The sequence below is a fragment of the Aureimonas sp. ME7 genome, from assembly GCF_903970965.1.
GTDB lineage: Bacteria > Pseudomonadota > Alphaproteobacteria > Rhizobiales > Rhizobiaceae > Aureimonas.
In genome coordinates, this window is sequence record NZ_CAJCKW010000006.1 from 169,279 (window position 1) to 185,451 (window position 16,173).

Sequence of the window (16,173 nt, forward strand, 5' to 3'; positions counted from 1 at the left end):
GCCGCGAAGCCGGGCATCCCTCGCTCCCTATCTCCTCAACCTTCCCGCGCTTCTCGTCGTCCCGCTCGCGATGACGCGACCCTGGCCTCCAAGGGCGGGGCCCGCACGCTCCTCGTCGACGAGAACGCGGCCATCGGCGACCAGATCTATCGCGGCATCGGCACGACGCCCTTGCGCAAGCGCGAACTCCTCGGCGAGAACTACTGGAAGGGAGGGCGGATCGGCGCGGACTTTGCCACGAGCGAGGCAAGCCACCTTCCCGGCGCGACGGTCTGGCAGCTTTCGCCCGATCTCGAGCTTGGGATTTCGGCCGGCGGACGCACGGCCATGATCGAAGCGCGCCAGGTCGTCATGGCGACGGGCGCGCTGGAGCGGCCGTCTCCGATCCGGGGCTGGACGCTGCCGGGCGTGATGACGGCGGGGGCTGCGCAAATCCTCCTCAAGACCTCCGGCGTGGCGGTTTCGGGCAAGGTCGTGCTGGCGGGCTGCGGCCCGCTGCTCTGGCTGATCGCAGCCCAGTACCTGACCGCCGGCCAGCGCTTCGACGCCATTCTCGACACGACGCCGCGCGGCAATTGGGCGGCGGCGTTCGCCGAACTGCCGCGCCTCCTCGCTTCGCCCTATCTCGCCACGGGCCTGAAGCTGATGGGCCCGGGTCCGGCGGGAGACAAAGGTGGTCACCAGTGTCACCGCGCTCGCCGCCGAGGGCGACCGGCATCGAGATCGTCGCGATCCACGAGGACAACGGCTGCCTCGTGTTCAACCCCCATCGCTACACGTTGGAGGAAGGCGGCATGAAGCGCACCGACCGCGCCCGACTGGCCTTCAAGCGCGAGGCCGATCCGAGCGGCATCCTCAATCCCGGCAAGATGGTCGCCGGGGAGAATCCGGACTTCGATTTCGACAGCGGACGCGCCTGACTGTTCTCCGGGCTCCCGCGCGCCGACGCCGCCTGACGTCGCTATGCGCGTCCTCGTCATCCACGCCCTCGATCCGGCCCTATGTGGAGCGTCTGCGCGCGGCCGACACCCTGGTGCTCGTCCACCCCGTCTGGAACTTCGGCATGCCGGCCATTCTGAAGGGCTTCTTCAACCGGGTGCTGGTGCCCGGCGTCGCCTTTGCCATGGCGGACGGCGACCGCGGGCGGCTGACGCGCGTCATGAAGAACATCCGCAAGGTGGCGGTGGTGACGACCTAAGGGGGCACGCGCTGGCGCGCGCTCCTCGTGGGCGATCCGCCCCGGCGCGTGGCGCGCCGCGTGCTCTACGACATGAACAACAACGGGCCACGCGAGTTGGAAGCCTTCAAGCACGCGGTGGGGCGGAGCATGAGCCGCTTCTGACGACACCATCCCCAGCAACCGGCAAGCGGCGGAACCGGCACCCGTCGACGAGGGCAAGCTGCCGCTGGAGCGCGCCCGGTCCGAGCTCGACATCCGCCAGCTTCGCATCCTGAGTTCGGTTCTGGAGGAGCGCAGCGTTTCGCGCGCGGCTGCCCTCCTTGGTCTCAGCCAGCCCGCCGTCAGCCTGTCGCTGCGGCGCCTGCGCGGGCTGACCGGCGACCCGCTGCTCGTCCGGGGCGCGCGCGGCTTCCTGCGCACCGAGCGCGGCGAAGACGTCCTCGTGCTGATCGGACGCATCCTGTCGGACGTCGATCATCTCGTGGGACGCGAGGCCGAGTTCGACCCCGGCTCCTCGGACCGGCACGTGCGCATCATCGCGGCCACGGGCCTCGGCCCCTTCCTGGTTCCCCAGTTCGTGCGCTCCTTAAGCGCGGCGGCGCCCGGCATGTCGCTGGAAATCGCACCCATGCCCGGTCCGGCCGCGCTCGATGCTCTTCTGAACTCCGGCGAGGCGGACCTCGTTCTCGGCCATCGGCCGCTGGAGGGGCGCGACCTGCGCGCCGAGGAGCTGATGGAATGCGAGGTCGTGTGCATGGTGGATCGCGCCCATCCGGCCGCGGGGCGCCGGGCGATCGCCATGGACGAGTACCTCGGCTTCGAGCACCTGTCGCCCAATCCCGCCCATGCCGACGCGGCCAGTCCCATCGACGGGCGCCTCGCCGAACTCGGCCTCAAGCGCTCCGTGCGCATTGCCGTATCGGAATACGCGATGGTCCCGCTGATCCTGCCGGGCAGCGATCTCGTCTTCACCTCGGTGCGCCCTTTTGCCGACTTCCTGTCGCGCTCAGGCGACTTCGCGGTGATCGGCGCGCCGCCCGAGTTCGGCCCGATCCACTTCTTCATGCTGTGGCACGAGCGCTCGCAGCATTCCAACTTCGGCGCCTGGCTGCGTCGCTTCACGCGCGAGGCCCTCCGTCAGGCCTGGGCGTCGTAGCGCCAAAGGTCGCGCGACTCATCCACCGCTCCCTGGCGATCGGGAGCGGGCACGCGAGACCTCGCCGGCCAGGGCCGCCGGGCACGATCGCTCGCAGTCCCATGCCGGCCTACCCCTCGGGCGCCGCGAACACCGACCACGTCGGGTACCGGCATCGGCCGGGTTTTCGCTTGGCGACGGGCGAGCGCGTTCCCCCTCGGGCCTCCGGTTTCCGAGCGCGCGTCTACGCTTTCCCCCCTTTTGTCATCAGGCCGGCTCTTCCCTAAGCCGTCCATACCATCCCGTCATTGACATTCTAATATACCAATTGTTAGTCTGCAGGCGGATTTGGACCACGGAGTGGCCCGCAGAGCCGGACGACAAGGGAGGACGAATGGCGCTGAACAGGGACCGGCTCCTGCCGATCGAAACGGAGGCTCGCGCCATCGCGCGGCGCCTGTTCGATGCCGTCGAGAGCCTGCCCATCGTCTCGCCGCACGGCCATACCGAGCCCGCGTGGTTCGCCCGGAACGAACGCTTTCCCGATCCCGCCACGCTGTTCGTGGTGCCCGACCATTACATCTTCCGCATGCTGTACAGTCAGGGCGTGCCGCTGGAGGCGCTCGGCGTGCCGCGCGCGGACGGCGGCGCGAGCGAAACCGACGGGCGCGCGATCTGGCGCCTTTTCGCCCGGCACTACGCCCTGTTCCGTGGAACACCTTCGCGCCTGTGGTTCGAGCACGCGCTCCAAACGGTGTTCGGCATCGAGGAGCGCCTGTCGGAAAACAATGCCGACGCGCTCTACGACCGCATCGCGGAGGCTCTCGGGCGGGACGACATGCGCCCGCGCGCACTCTTCGAGCGCTTCCGCATCGAGGCGATCGCGACCACCGATTCGGCGCTGGACGACCTCGCCCATCACGAGGCGATCGCCGCCTCCGGCTGGGGCGGGCGCGTTCTGCCGACCTACCGCCCGGACGCGGTCGTGGACCCCGACCGGCCGGGCTTCGTGCAGGCGCTCGCGCGCCTTTTCGAGCTGACCGGCGAGCGGGACGACTGGGACGGGTATCTCGGCGCGCACCGCGCGCGCCGCGCCTTCTTCAAGGCGCGCGGCGCGACCGCGACCGACCACGGCCACCCGAGCGCGCGCACCGCCGATCTGCCGCGCGGGGATGCCGAACAGCTGTTCGACAGGGTGCGCGGCGGCCGGGCCGACGCGGCCGAGCGCGAGCTCTTCCGCGCCCAGATGCTGACCGAGATGGCGCGCATGAGCCGCGACGACGGGCTCGTGATGCAGATCCACCCGGGCTCGGTGCGCAACCACAACGCGGCCGTGTTCGAGCGCTTCGGCTTCGACAAGGGCGCCGACATCCCCGCCCGCACGGACTATGTCGAGGCGCTTCGCCCGCTTCTCCAGGCGGTCGGCAACGATCCGTCCGTGACGGTGATCCTGTTCACGCTGGACGAGACGGCCTATGCGCGCGAGCTCGCCCCGCTCGCCGGCCATTACCCCGCGCTCCGGCTCGGCCCCGCCTGGTGGTTCCACGACAGCCCGGAAGGGATGCGACGCTTTCGCGAGGCCACCACCGAGACGGCCGGTTTCTACAATACGGTCGGCTTCAACGACGACACGCGCGCCTTTCTGTCGATCCCCGCGCGCCACGACATGGCGCGGCGCGTCGACTGCGCGTTTCTCGCCCGCCTCGTCTGCGACGGCCGGCTGGACGAGGACGAGGCGCAGGAGGTGGCGCACGACTTCGCCTATCGGCTGGCCAAGGACGCCTACCGACTTTGAATCGAAGCGCCGGCGCCCGCCGCCGGCTCGATCTGGGAGGATCACCATGCACATCACACGCAGACGCTTCATGGGCACCACCGCCGCAGCGGCCGCCGGCGCGACCCTGTTCGGCGGCCGCGCCCTGGCCGCGCTCGCCCAACCGTCCAGCCCGGTGACGATCACGGTCGCGGACGTGGCGGGCAATCTCGCCCTGACCCAGGCCGCCATGGAGCGCTACACCGCGGCCAGGCCCGAATGGGCGAGCCGCATCGCCTTCACCAAGGCGCCCGCGCCCGAGCTGCCGGGCAAGCTGCGCGCCCAGCAGGCGGCAGGCCGCGTCGACATCGACCTCGTTCTCACCGGCACCGACGCCCTGTCGGCCGGCCTCGACCAGGGGATCTGGACCGACCTCTCGCCCTATATGGCCGATCTGCCGAAGCTCGAGGACATCTACATCCCGCAGGCCTTCAAGATGCAAGGGATGGCCAAGAACCACGGCGTCGTCGTTTCCTACTACCCGTCCGGGCCGCTGATCGAGTACATGCCCGACCGCGTGCCCACCCCCCCAAAGACGGCCGACGAGCTTCTCGCCTGGAGCAAGACGAACCCGAACAAACTGATCTATGCGCGCCCCGCCAACTCGGGCCCGGGCCGCACCTTCCTGATGGGGCTGCCCTATCTCCTGGGCGACAGCGACCCGCGCGATCCCGAAAAGGGCTGGGAGAAGACCTGGGCCTATCTAGAGGAACTCGGGCAGAACATCGAGTACTACGCGTCCGGCACCACGCAGACCATGCGCGAGTTCGGCGAGGGCACACGCGACATCGTGGTCACCACCACGGGCTGGGACATCAACCCGCGCGTGCTCGGCACGGTGCCCGCTGAGGCGATGGTGGGCACGCTCCAGGGCTTCCACTGGGTGACCGACGCCCACTACATGGTGGTGCCGAAGGGCGTGTCGGAAGAGAAGCTCGCCGTTCTCCTCGACCTCATGAACTTCATGCTGACGCCCGAATCCCAGGCCTACGCCTACGACGAGGGCTACTTCTACCCCGGCCCCGCGGTGAAGGACGTGCCCTTGTCCATGGCGCCCGAATCCAGCCGGGCGGCGATCGAGGAGTTCGGCCGTCCCGAATACGACGAGTGGATCGCGTCGAACCCGCTGGAGATCCCGCTCGACGCCGACAAGATCGTCGCCGCGTTCCGCATCTGGGACGAGCGCATCGGCGCCAAGAAGGGGTGACCTTTCGATCCCGCTTGGCGCGGCCGGCACATGCCGGCCGCCGACCGTCTCACCTGCAAGTCGGAGGCCGTTCGCGATGAATGCCCACAGCAACCCGATCGCCTCCGTCCCGCCGGGCGCCTCGCCCCATGCCGACGGCGGCCGCCTGGAACTCGTCGGCCTGCGCCGCGCCTTCGGTTCCTATACCGCGCTCGACGGCATCGATCTCAGCGTCGAGCGTGGCGAGTTCATTGCGCTGCTCGGGCCGTCGGGCTGCGGCAAGTCGACGGCCTTGAACTGCATCGCCGGGCTCCTGCCGCTGACGGGCGGAGAAATTCGCCTCGACGGGCGTGCGATCCACGAGCTGGAGCCCGAAAAGCGCGGCTTCGGCATGGTGTTCCAGAGCTACGCCCTGTTTCCGCACCTGACGATCCGCCGGAACGTCGGCTTCGGCCTCGCGATGCAAGGCGTGCCGCGGGCCGAGGCCGACGCGCGCATCGACGCAGCGCTCGATCTCGTGCGCCTGCGCAGCCAAGCCGATAAGCTGCCGGGGCAGTTGTCGGGCGGCCAGCAGCAGCGCGTGGCGATCGCGCGCGCCATCGTCATCCGCCCGCCCGTGGTCCTGATGGACGAGCCCTTGTCCAACCTCGACGCCAAGCTGCGCCTGGAAATGCGCGCCGAGATCCGCGCCATCCACGAGGCGATCGGCTCCACCACGATCTACGTGACGCACGACCAGGACGAGGCGCTTTCGCTCGCCGACCGGATCGTCGTCATGGCGAACGGCGTGATCCGCCAGGTCGGCACCCCGGAAGACCTCTACGAGCGGCCGAGCCAGATCGACGTCGCGGACTTCATGGGATTTCGCACGCGCATCCCGGCCCGGGTCGTCGACGGCGAAGGACATGTCGAGGCGGTCGGGGCGCGCCTGCGCCTGCCCCCGGCGCGTGGATCGGTGCCGGGCAGCGCCGTCTGGATTTCGGTTCGCCCCGAGGATCTGGTGGCGGGCGGCTCGGAGGGGATCGAGGCCGAGGTGCGCTCGATCGAGTATCGCGGCCGCGCCTGGTTCGGCTCGGGCACGCTGGCCGACGGAACGCTCGTCTTCTTCCGTTCCGACGCGTCGCTGGCGAACGGAGCCAAGGTCCGCCTCGGGTTCGATCCCGCCCGCACGCTCGTCTTTCCCCGCGAGGACGCATGAGCGATCTCGCCCTTTCCTCCGAGCCCGCGCGCCGGCCGCAGCGTCCCTCGCTCCGCATCCGGCTGGCCGCGCGCGGCATCGACGGCACGACGCTGCTCGTCCTGCCCGGCCTTGCGGCGGTTCTCGCCCTTTTCGTGTATCCATTCCTCTACGGCGTCGTCGACTCGATCACGCCGACGGAAGGCGCATGGTACGCGAACTACGGGCGCTTCTTCTCCGACCCGTTCCTTTACAACACGATCGGCGCCACGCTGTGGCTGGCCCTGCCGGTGACGATCGTCAATCTCACGCTCGCCGTTCCGATCGCGCTGCGCGTCCGGCTGATGCGGCGCCAACGGCTCCTGACGACGATCCTCGTCCTGCCGATCACGCTCGGCACGGTTCTGGTGGCCGAGGGGCTCCTGAACTTCCTGGGACCGCGCGGCTGGTTCAATCAGGCGCTGATCTTCATCGGCCTTCTGGAAACGCCGCTGCGCCTGACCAACAACTACTGGGGCGTCTTCGCCTCGCTGCTCATCACCGGCTTCCCCTTCGCCTTTCTTCTGACCTTGTCCTACGTGTCGGGCATCGATCCGGCGATCGAGCAGGCGGCCGCGACGCTCGGCGCCAACGCGCGCCGGCGCTTCACCCACGTCTTCCTGCCGCTTCTGGTGCCGGGGCTGGCGGTGACGTTCTGTCTCGCCTTCGTGCAGGCCTTCGCCGTGTTCCCGTCCGCCGTGCTTCTCGGGGCGCCGGCGGGTGCGACGCGCGTCATCTCGATCGCGGCCTATTCGGCGGCCTTCGAGGAATACAACCACTCGCTCGGCTCGGCGATCGCGATCATCATGGGCCTCGTGCAACTCGCCGTGGTCGTCGCGGTGCTGGCCCTGCGCGGTCTTTTCTATCGCGGCCCGGCCGGCGGAACCAAGGGGTGAACGGATGATCCGCGACCGTGGCATCGGGTCGAAGCTCTGGCGCGCCGCCGTCTGGGGCGTCGCGATCCTCTTCGTCCTCAATCTCCTCGGCGTCATCTCGGCCGTGGTGACCAACTCCTTCGCCACCCGCTGGCTGGGCACATGGCTGCCGGTGGATTGGACGACGCGCTGGTACTTCTCGGCCTGGCGCGAGTTCCAGCTGACCGAGGTGCTGCTCGTCACCTTCCAGATCGTGTTCCTGGTCACGCTCCTGTCGGGGCTGATCGGCATCACGACGGCCTATGCGCTGGCGCGGCGCGACTTTCCCGGAAAGCGCTTCGCGATCCTCCTGTTCCTCCTGCCGCTTCTGGTCCCACCGCTTACCTACGGCATCCCGCTCGCCACGCTGCTTTACCAAGTGGGTCTCGGCGGCTCCTTCTGGGGTGTCGTGATCATCAACCTCGTGCCCTCCATCCCCTTCGTGGTTCTGGTGATGATCCCCTTCATCGAGCAGATCGACCCGCGCATCGAGGCCGCCGCCCGCGTCTTCGGGGCGGGCACCACCAGCCTGTTCACGCGGATCCTCCTGCCGCTTCTCCTGCCGGGCATGCTGGCGGCGCTGCTTCTCGTCCTGGTGCGCACGATCGCCATGTTCGAGCTGACCTTCCTGGTCGCCGGCCCGACCAGCCAGACGCTGGTCGTCTCGCTCTACTACGCCGTCTTCGCGTCGGGCGTGCGCGCCTCGCAGTCGATCGACGCGATGGCCGTCGTCTACATGATCACGACCCTGTTCTGGCTGGTGCTGGCACTGCGCTTCGTGAACCCGACGCAGATCGTGGCGCGCGCCAAGCAGTCGCAGCCGGCGCACTGAAGGGCCCCGCGCGCGGCGGGCGATCGGCCCGCCCGCCGCTTCCAGCGTGTGGCGGCGAATGCCGACGCGCTCGCCCGGCCGGTCGGAAGGCGCCCGCGCCGGGCTTCATCCCCTCAAGCGGGGGCGACGCCCTATGCCGCCGCCCCCTCCCGATCGAGGCCGGCCTCGCGCGCCATCGCGCGCAGCGCCTTCAGGCCCATGGCCTGATAGTGCCGAGGTTCGCGCACCGACGGGTCCTGCTCGGCCTCGATGACGAGCCAGCCGGCGTAGCCGTGCCCGGCCGCGAGCCGTAGGACCGGGGCGAAGTCCACCCCCCCTTCCGCGTCGCCCGGCACGGTGAAGACGCCGCGTCGAACGCCCTCCAGAAAGGAAAGGCCTTCCTCGCGCACCTGCCGCATGATCTCGGGGCGCACGTTCTTGGCGTGAATGTGCGCGACGCGTCCCATGTGACGCTTCGCGACCTCGGCCGGGTCGCCGCCGCCGAAGAAGCAATGCCCCGTATCGAAGAGGAGCCTCGTGGCCGGCCCCGTCTCGCGCATCAGCCGGTCGATCTCGGCCGGGGTCTCGACCACGGTTCCCATGTGGTGATGGTAGACCAGCGTGATGCCCTGTTCGGCCGCGAAGGCGGCGAGCGCCTCGACGCCTCGCCCGAAGGCCGCCCAGTCCCCGTCCGCGAGGACGGGCTTATCGTTCACCGCCGTGTCGTCCGCCCCGTGGATCGCGTTGGAGGTCTCGCAGACGATGACCACGGTCGAGCCGACCGCCTTCAGAAGGTCGAGAAAGGGCTGCATCGCCGCCTTCTCGGTCTCGATGTCGTTCACCAGAAGGTTGGTGGAGTGCCAGCCCGACACGTAGCGAAGGCCGCGCCGGCCGAGCGCCGCCTCGATGCCCTCCGGGGTCGTCGGCAGCTTGTGCCCCTTCTCGATCCCGTCGAAGCCGATCGCGGCCGCCTCGTCGAGGCATTGCTCGAGCGAGATATGGGCGCCGAGCGAGCGATCGTCGTCGTTGGTCCAGGCGATGGGATTGGTGCCGTAAAGAATCATCCGCGTTCCTTCAACTGGGTCTCGTAGGAAGCGCGCGCATCGCGGACCTCCTGGCGCCGGGAGACTTCCGGTACGGCGACGTCCCACCAGTGGCCACCATGGGGCGTCGAGGGATAGGGATCGGTGTCGATCACCACGACATAGGGACCCGCGATCCCGGAACGGCGCGCGAGCGCGGCCTCGAGTTCGGCGATGTCCGCAACCTTGACGGAGGTGGCGCCCATCGCGCGGGCGTGGAGCGCGAAGTCGATCGCGGGCGCGTTGGCCAGGTTGGACGAGGCGTAGAGATTGTTGAACTCCGCGCCCCCGGTGCCCTTCTGCAGCCGGTTGATGCAGCCGTAGCCGCGATTGTCGGTGACGACGACGGTGATCGCGACGCCCATCATCGCGGCGGTCGCCATCTCGGAATTGGCCATCATGTAGGAGCCGTCGCCGAGCATGCAGACGACGTCGCGTTCGGGCTCGGCCAGCTTGATGCCGAGCGCCCCGCCGATCTCGTAGCCCATGCAGGAATAGCCGTACTCCATGTGGTAGGCGCCCGGCCTCGGCGCCTTCCAGAGCTTGTGGAGCTCGCCCGGCATGGTGCCGGCGGCGCACATGACGACGGTGTCGGCGTGGGCGGCGCGCTGAACGGCACCGATCACCTGGGCGTCGGTCGGCAGTTCGTTGCCGGCGCCCGGCGGCGGAGCCGTCAGCGGATCGACGGCGGCGAACCAGTCCGCCTTCAGCCCCGCGCGGGGCGCCGGGGCGCGGGTGTCGCCGAGCGCGGCGGCAAGGGCGTCCAGCGCGGCGAGCGCATCGGCGCAAAGCGGCTCGGCCCCGTGCTTCATCGCGTCGTAGGCCGCCACGTTGATCGACACGAGATGGCGATCCGGGTGGCGGAACAGCGCCCAGGAGCCGGTGGTGAAGTCCTGGAAGCGCGTGCCGACGCCGATCACGAGATCGGCTTCGGCACAGACCGCGTTGGCGCTGGAAGCGCCGGTGACCCCGACCGGACCGAAGTTCCATTCGTCGTCCCAGGGGAGAGCCGACTTGCCCGCCTGGCTTTCGACCACGGGAATGCGCAAGCGCGCCGCGAAACGCGCCAGCGCCTCGCAGGCGCCGGAATAATGGACGCCGCCGCCTGCCACGATCACGGGCGCGCGTGCGGCCCGGATCATCTGCGCCACCGCCTCCACCTCGCGCGGGTCGGGCGCCGGGCGGCGGCGATGCCAGACGCGTGGCTCGAAGAACGCTTCCGGCCAGTCGTAACCTTCCGCCTGCACGTCCTGGCAGAAGGCGAGCGTCACCGGGCCGCAATCGGCCGGATCGGTCATGGTGCGAAGCGCGCGGGGCAGCGCGGTCAGGAGCTGCTCGGGCCGCGTGATGCGGTCGAAATACCGGCTGACGGGGCGGAAGCAGTCGTTGGCCGAGACCGTGCCGTCCGCGAAGTCCTCGACCTGCTGCAGCACGGGATCGGGCCCGCGCCCGGCGAAGACGTCGCCCGGCACCAGGAGGACCGGCAGGCGGTTGACGTGGGCAAGCGCGGCGGCGGTCACCATGTTGGTCGCCCCCGGACCGATCGAGGATGTCACCATCATCGCGCGGCGGCGGCCGAGCTGCTTGGCATAGGCGATCGCGGCATGGGCCATCGTCTGCTCGTTCTGGCCGCGAAAGGTGGAAAAGCTGTCCTTGGCGTCTTCCAGCGCTTCGCCGATCCCCGCGACGTTGCCGTGGCCGAAGATCGCCCAGGCCCCCGCGATGAAGGGTTCATCTTCTTCCGTCATCTGGCGGGAAAGCCAGCGGATCATGGCCTGGGCTGCGGTCAGGCGGATGGTGGTCATGCCGCGACGTCCTCCTTGCAGTTCGCCCTCGCCTCGTCCCAGAGGGCGCAGAGGGATGCGAAATTGTCTTTCATCCGCGTCACGGCGGCGGCATCGTCGATGCGCCCCGACAGCCACTCGCGCGCCGGCTCGCGGAAGATGGTACGGCCGACCGCAAAGCCCTTGACCAGCGGGTGGCGGGCCGCTTCGCGGAAGCTCGCCGCCAGTTCCTCCACCCCTGCGTCGAGGCCGAGCACGACGATGCCCCGGCAATGCGGATCGTGGGCCGCGATCGCCTCGCAGGCGTTCGACCATGCCCGCTCGCCGGTCAAGGGTTCGAGCTTCCACCAGTCGGGAAAGATGCCGATCTCGTAGGTTCGACGGATCAGCCGCGCAACGGTCTCCTCGTCGGTCGGGCCGACCTTGGAGGGGATGACCTCCAGCAGGAACTCCAGCCGGTTGCGCCGGGCGGCCGCGTAAAGGCGCCGGAGCGTGTCCTCCTGGGCCGAGCGCACCGCCGCGTCGTCGTCCGGGTGGCAGAAGCAGAGCACCTTGACGACCTGATGCAGCGGCCATTCGGCAAGGCCCCCGCAGTCGGGCCCGAGTTCGGCTTCGAGTTCGAGCGGCCGCGAGCCCGGAAGCTCGGCCGGCCGGGCGACCCAGAGGCCGGTGCCGGTGGCGGCATGAAGCGCCTTTCTCCCCAAGCGATCGTCGCACAGGATGCCGTAGCCGGGGCGCCCGTCGGCAACGCCGAGGGCCGCTTCGAGGCAGAGTTCCTTGAAGCGTCCGATGCGCTCCGGCGTCGCGCCTTCCATCGCCTCCATCTGCATCCGGTGGTCGAAGGCGAAGACGCGCATGCGCGGCCATGCCTCGTGCCGGTTGGTCGAGCGGTGGATCCGCTCCAGCTCCGCGTCGTGGCGCAGCGCCGGCGTGACGACGCCGCGTTGCAGGAAGAAGCGCAGTTCCTCCAGGCTCGGATAGGCCGGCGTGCAGCCGTGGCGCGAAACGGCGAAGGCACCGCAGGCATTGGCGTATTCGAGGGCGCGCGGCCAGGGCTCGTCGTCGAGCCAGCCTTTCAGAAGGCCCGACATGAAGCCGTCGCCGGCGCCCAGCACGTTGAACACCTCGATCGGAAAGCCCGGACCGCTTTCCCCCTCGTCGAGCGAGGGGGGAATCTCGCCGGTGAAGGCGACGGCCCCGGACGCCCCGCGTTTGCACACGAGGACCGCGTCCGTCTTCGCGCGAACCGCGCGCAGCGCCGCCAGCGTATCGGTCGAGCCGCCCGCGATGTGGAACTCCTCCTCCGTGCCGACGATCAGGTCGAAGAGCGACAGGGTCGCCTGGAGCCGGGCGGTCACCGCGCCGCTCTCGATGAAGCGGTTCTCGCCGTCGCCGTGGCCGGACAGGCCCCACAGGTTCGGGCGGTAGTCGATGTCGAGCGCGGTGCGCGCGCCGTTGGCACGTGCGAGCCGCAGGGCCTTCAGGACGGCGGCCTCGGTTCGCGGATGCGACAGATGGGTGCCGGTCGCCACCACGGACCGGCTTTCCGCGATGAAGGCCTCGTCGATATCTTCCTCGCAGAGCGCCATGTCGGCGCAGTTCTCGCGGTAGAAGATCAGGGGAAAGCGTTCCTCGTCGCGGATGCCGAGGATGACGAGCGCGGTGAGGCGCTCGGGGTCGGTCGTGACGCCGCGCACGTCGACGCCCTCGCGCGCCAGTTCCTCGCGTAGGAACCGGCCCATGTGCTCGTCACCGACGCGCGTGATGAGCGCGGAGCGCAGGCCGAGGCGCGCGGTGCCGGTCGCCATGTTGGTGGGCGAGCCGCCGACATATTTCTGGAAGGAGCCCATGTCCTCCAGGCGACCGCCGATCTGCGACCCGTAGAGATCGACGGACGAGCGGCCGATGGTGATGACGTCCAGTGCGGGCAATCGACCCTCCTCTCGCCGAACGGATTTCGAGGTGGGAGGGAGCGGGCTCGCGGCATCGAGCCCCGTCGAAACGTCGCGCGTGAGCGACCCGCGCCTCCTCCCGACGCATGTAGAACAAATATTCCATTATTTTGGTTTCGGCAAGGCAGATAGTCGCAACTGCCGCAAAACATGCCGATAAGCGGGGTAGGTCCGTCATGCGGCAGCTTAACCTTCTGGCGCCGCCACTACTCTAAAATATGTTGGAAAATAAATTCCAAATCGGGTAGTGTTCCGCCGGGAGGAGGATACTGCGGGAAGCGGATCGTCCCCTTGCTTGCGCCATTCTTCACCAGCGGAACGCTCCATGTCTCTATCGATTGCAATTCTCGGCGCCGGGCGGATCGGCAAGGTCCATGCGGGCGCGGTGTCGCAGACAGCCGGCGCGCGGCTGGCGGCGGTGGCCGATCCGCTCCAGGCGAACGCGGACGCCGTGGCCGCCCTCTACGGCTGCCGGGTGACGTCGATCGAGGAGGTCGCCGCCGCGTCCGACATCGATGCCGTGGCGATCTGCACGCCGACCGACACCCATGCCGACCTCATCGAGCTCTTCGCTCGCGCCGGAAAGGCGATCTTCTGCGAAAAGCCGATCGACCTGTCGCTGCGCCGGGTGCGCGAGTGCCTCGGCGTCGTCGCATCGACCGGCGTTCCGCTGATGCTCGGCTTCAACCGCCGCTTCGATCCGCATTTCTCGGCGCTGAAGACGGCGATCGAGGACGGGCGGATCGGGGATGTCGAACAGGTCGTCATCACCAGCCGCGACCCCGGCCTGCCGCCGCTCGACTACCTGCCGCGCTCGGGCGGCCTGTTCCGCGACATGACGATCCACGACTTCGACATGGCGCGCCATCTCCTGAGCGAAGAGGTGGAAAGCGTCTTTGCCACGGCTTCCGTGCTGGTGGACCCTATGGTGGCGAAAAGCGGGGACGTCGACACCGCCAGCATCGTCCTCAGGACCTCGAGCGGCCGGCAGGCGGTGATCACCAATTCGCGCCGCGCGAGCTACGGCTACGACCAGCGCATCGAGGTCCACGGCTCGGCCGGCATGGTCGCGGCGCAGAACCAGCACAAGGCGAACGTCGTCGTCGCCGACGCCACCGGCTATACGCAGCCCCCGCTGCAGGACTTCTTCATGGATCGCTACGCGGACGCCTATCGCGCCGAGATCGCGACCTTCCTCCAAAACGTGCGGGATGGGCAGCCGATGAACCCGTCCGGCGAGGACGGGCTGCGGGCGCTGGCGTTGGCCGAAGCCGCGAACCGCTCGCTCGCGGAAGGGCGGCTCGTGAGGGTCGCCGAGGTCCTGGCCGACTGACGCCGCATCCGGGGCGCGCCGCCGCGCTCCGGCTCTCATTCCCCGAAAGGCGCGGGGCCCGCGGTCAGGCCGCGGCCCCGTCGAGGATCCGGCTTTCGGCGAGCAGCCCCTTCTCGTCCATGATCGGGTGCGCCACCGAAACGATATGGGCGTTGATGCGCTTGAGATCGCGCAGGATGTCGAGATGGAGCGAGCTCGTCTGGAGGCTGGCGGCATGGCCGTCCCGCAGCCGCTGGAGGTGGCGCTCGGCGGACTGCTTCTCCAGAAGGCGCACCTGCACCTTGATGTTCATCAGCCGCCGCGCGAGCGTCATGTCGCGCGTGACGAAGATCGTCTGGGCGATGCGCAGGTTCTCGACCGTCAACTCGAAGAGCCTGTCGAGTTCGCGGTATCCCTCCTCCGAGAAGCGCAGGCCGTTGGTCACCATCTTGGTGACCTGTTCCAGGAGGCCCTTCTCGATGATGTCGCCGACATGTTCGAGGTTTATGGCGTAGTCGATGATGACGATCGACTTGGAACTGCCCTCCTCGCTCATCTCGCCCTGCCCGAGCTTCGACAGATAGAGCTTCACCTCCTGCTGCAGGCGGTCGACCCCATGCTCCAGCTTGGAAATGTCCTGCAGGGGCGAAAGATCGCGCCGCCGAAAGGCGTCGAGAACCTGCACCAGCATGCGCTCGATCAGGTCGCCGACGCCGAGCACTTCGCGCGTCGCGCTGGTGAGCGCGACGAGCGGGGTCGACAGCTCGACCGGGTCGAGGAACCGGGGCGCCATTTCGGACGTGGGGGCATCCGGCACGAGACGCGTCATCCAGTCGGTGAGAAGGCCGGCGAACGGCCAGGCAAGAAGCGCCAGCGCGAGATTGAAGGCGAGATGCGCGTCGACCGGAAGCTTGTCGGGCGGGAGGGGAAGCGCCGCCAGAAGCGCGCCGGCCTGATCGGCGAGCGGCAGCGCCAGGAGGCAGCCGGCCGCCCGCACGACGAGATTCGCCAGAACCACGCGCCGCGCGGCGGCAGGCCCTCCCATGCTGGCGACGACGGGTGGAATCGCGCCGCCGAGATTGGCGCCAAGCACCAGCGCCACGACGAGACCGGGCGACAGGATGCCCGCCCCGGCCAGCGACAGGATCAGAACCACGATCGCCAAGCTCGAAGAGGAGATGAAGGCCAGGGTGGTCGACAGGATCAGCGCCACCGGCCAGGCGTCCTCCAGAAGGCCGATAAAGGCGGCGAGCGCCGGCGAGGCGCGCAGCGGCTCGGTCGCCGAGGTCATCAGATGCAGCGACAGGAGCATCAGCCCGACGCCGACGAGCGCTGTTCCCGCGCCCTGGCGGGCGTTGCTCCGGCTGCGGTGAAGGGCGATGCCGACGAGGATGAGAAGCGGCGAAAGCCACTCGATCCCGGTGGCCACGATCCAGGCTGTGACGGCGGTTCCGACGTTCGCGCCGAGAAGCACGATCTGAGCCATGCGTGCCCGCACGAGGCCGCGCTCGACGAAGGACGACACCATCAGCGCGGTCGCCGTGGAACTCTGGAGCGCGATCGTCGCCACGAGGCCCGACAGGAAGGCGCGCCAGCCCCGGCGCGTTCCGGCGGCGAGCCCGGTTCGCAGCCTGGCGCCGAAGGCGCGCGAAACGCCGAGCTTCACCTGGGCCAGTCCGAAGAGGAGCAGGGCGACGGCGCCTGCGAGGTTGATCATGACGACGGTGGAATGCATGGGTCTCAACCTGCCCGAAATCGTTCAAGGCGCAACCCGGCGACAGAAACCGC

General features: G+C 69.1%; 13 protein-coding genes and 1 pseudogene. 10 read left to right on the forward strand and 4 right to left on the reverse strand.

All coding sequences use genetic code 11. The annotated features are described in order from the left end of the window. The first annotated feature begins 171 nt into the window (after positions 1 to 171). The 9 genes and pseudogenes from H7A85_RS12425 to H7A85_RS12470 all read left to right on the forward strand — a co-directional run bounded on the left by H7A85_RS12425 (position 172) and on the right by H7A85_RS12470 (position 8,276). Positions 172 to 798 (forward strand): FAD/NAD(P)-binding oxidoreductase, encoded by a 627-nt coding sequence (locus H7A85_RS12425; protein WP_182086385.1) that lies wholly within the window; start codon positions 172 to 174, stop codon positions 796 to 798. After that, positions 720 to 920: pseudogene (locus tag H7A85_RS12430) on the forward strand (FAD-binding protein); the annotation flags it as partial. The gene H7A85_RS12425 and the pseudogene H7A85_RS12430, both read left to right, overlap by 79 nt. 83 nt (positions 921 to 1,003) lie before the next feature. Then, the gene (locus H7A85_RS20860; RefSeq protein ID WP_244631165.1) at positions 1,004 to 1,198 is read left to right on the forward strand and encodes an NAD(P)H-dependent oxidoreductase; all 195 of its coding nucleotides are present in this window, start codon (positions 1,004 to 1,006) and stop codon (positions 1,196 to 1,198) included. Positions 1,199 to 1,622: 424 nt separating this feature from the next. Then, positions 1,623 to 2,336, forward strand: coding sequence for a LysR substrate-binding domain-containing protein (locus H7A85_RS12445; RefSeq protein ID WP_182086253.1), 714 nt, complete (start codon positions 1,623 to 1,625; stop codon positions 2,334 to 2,336). A gap of 373 nt (positions 2,337 to 2,709) precedes the next feature. Then, entirely contained in the window at positions 2,710 to 4,110 is a 1,401-nt protein-coding gene (uxaC, locus tag H7A85_RS12450; RefSeq protein WP_182086254.1) for a glucuronate isomerase, read from the forward strand. A gap of 46 nt (positions 4,111 to 4,156) precedes the next feature. Beyond that, on the forward strand, positions 4,157 to 5,335 hold the full coding sequence (locus tag H7A85_RS12455; RefSeq protein WP_182086255.1) for an extracellular solute-binding protein: 1,179 nt from the start codon (positions 4,157 to 4,159) through the stop codon (positions 5,333 to 5,335). A gap of 76 nt (positions 5,336 to 5,411) precedes the next feature. Continuing rightward, complete coding sequence (locus H7A85_RS12460) at positions 5,412 to 6,512, forward strand: ABC transporter ATP-binding protein (RefSeq protein ID WP_182086256.1); 1,101 nt, start codon at positions 5,412 to 5,414, stop codon at positions 6,510 to 6,512. After that, the gene (locus H7A85_RS12465; RefSeq protein WP_182086257.1) at positions 6,509 to 7,426 is read left to right on the forward strand and encodes a sugar ABC transporter permease; all 918 of its coding nucleotides are present in this window, start codon (positions 6,509 to 6,511) and stop codon (positions 7,424 to 7,426) included. Before H7A85_RS12460 ends, H7A85_RS12465 begins: the two co-directional genes overlap by 4 nt. Before the next feature lie 4 nt (positions 7,427 to 7,430). Next, a complete protein-coding gene (locus H7A85_RS12470) occupies positions 7,431 to 8,276 on the forward strand; it encodes an ABC transporter permease subunit (RefSeq protein WP_182086258.1) in 846 nt (281 codons plus the stop codon). Between the two features lie 131 nt (positions 8,277 to 8,407). Here H7A85_RS12470 and iolE read toward each other — a convergent pair whose 3' ends face one another. The 3 genes from iolE to iolC are packed head-to-tail and all read right to left on the reverse strand — an operon-like array spanning position 8,408 to position 13,052. After that, positions 8,408 to 9,319 carry a myo-inosose-2 dehydratase gene (gene iolE, locus H7A85_RS12475; RefSeq protein WP_182086259.1) on the reverse strand — a complete coding sequence of 304 codons (912 nt, stop codon included), beginning with the start codon at positions 9,317 to 9,319 and terminating at the stop codon, positions 8,408 to 8,410. Next, positions 9,316 to 11,142: a 3D-(3,5/4)-trihydroxycyclohexane-1,2-dione acylhydrolase (decyclizing) gene (iolD, locus tag H7A85_RS12480; RefSeq protein ID WP_182086260.1), complete on the reverse strand. Its 1,827-nt coding sequence runs from the start codon at positions 11,140 to 11,142 to the stop codon at positions 9,316 to 9,318. The genes iolE and iolD overlap by 4 nt, the downstream gene beginning before the upstream one ends. Further along, positions 11,139 to 13,052: a 5-dehydro-2-deoxygluconokinase gene (gene iolC, locus H7A85_RS12485; RefSeq protein WP_182086261.1), complete on the reverse strand. Its 1,914-nt coding sequence runs from the start codon at positions 13,050 to 13,052 to the stop codon at positions 11,139 to 11,141. The genes iolD and iolC overlap by 4 nt, the downstream gene beginning before the upstream one ends. Positions 13,053 to 13,398: 346 nt before the next feature. On the opposite strand from iolC, the gene iolG reads away from it, so the two are divergent. After that, positions 13,399 to 14,406, forward strand: a complete 1,008-nt coding sequence (gene iolG, locus H7A85_RS12490) for an inositol 2-dehydrogenase (protein WP_182086262.1) — start codon at positions 13,399 to 13,401, stop codon at positions 14,404 to 14,406. Between the two features lie 64 nt (positions 14,407 to 14,470). Here iolG and H7A85_RS12495 read toward each other — a convergent pair whose 3' ends face one another. Then, positions 14,471 to 16,120: a Na/Pi cotransporter family protein gene (locus H7A85_RS12495; RefSeq protein WP_182086263.1), complete on the reverse strand. Its 1,650-nt coding sequence runs from the start codon at positions 16,118 to 16,120 to the stop codon at positions 14,471 to 14,473. Positions 16,121 to 16,173 lie beyond the last annotated feature (53 nt).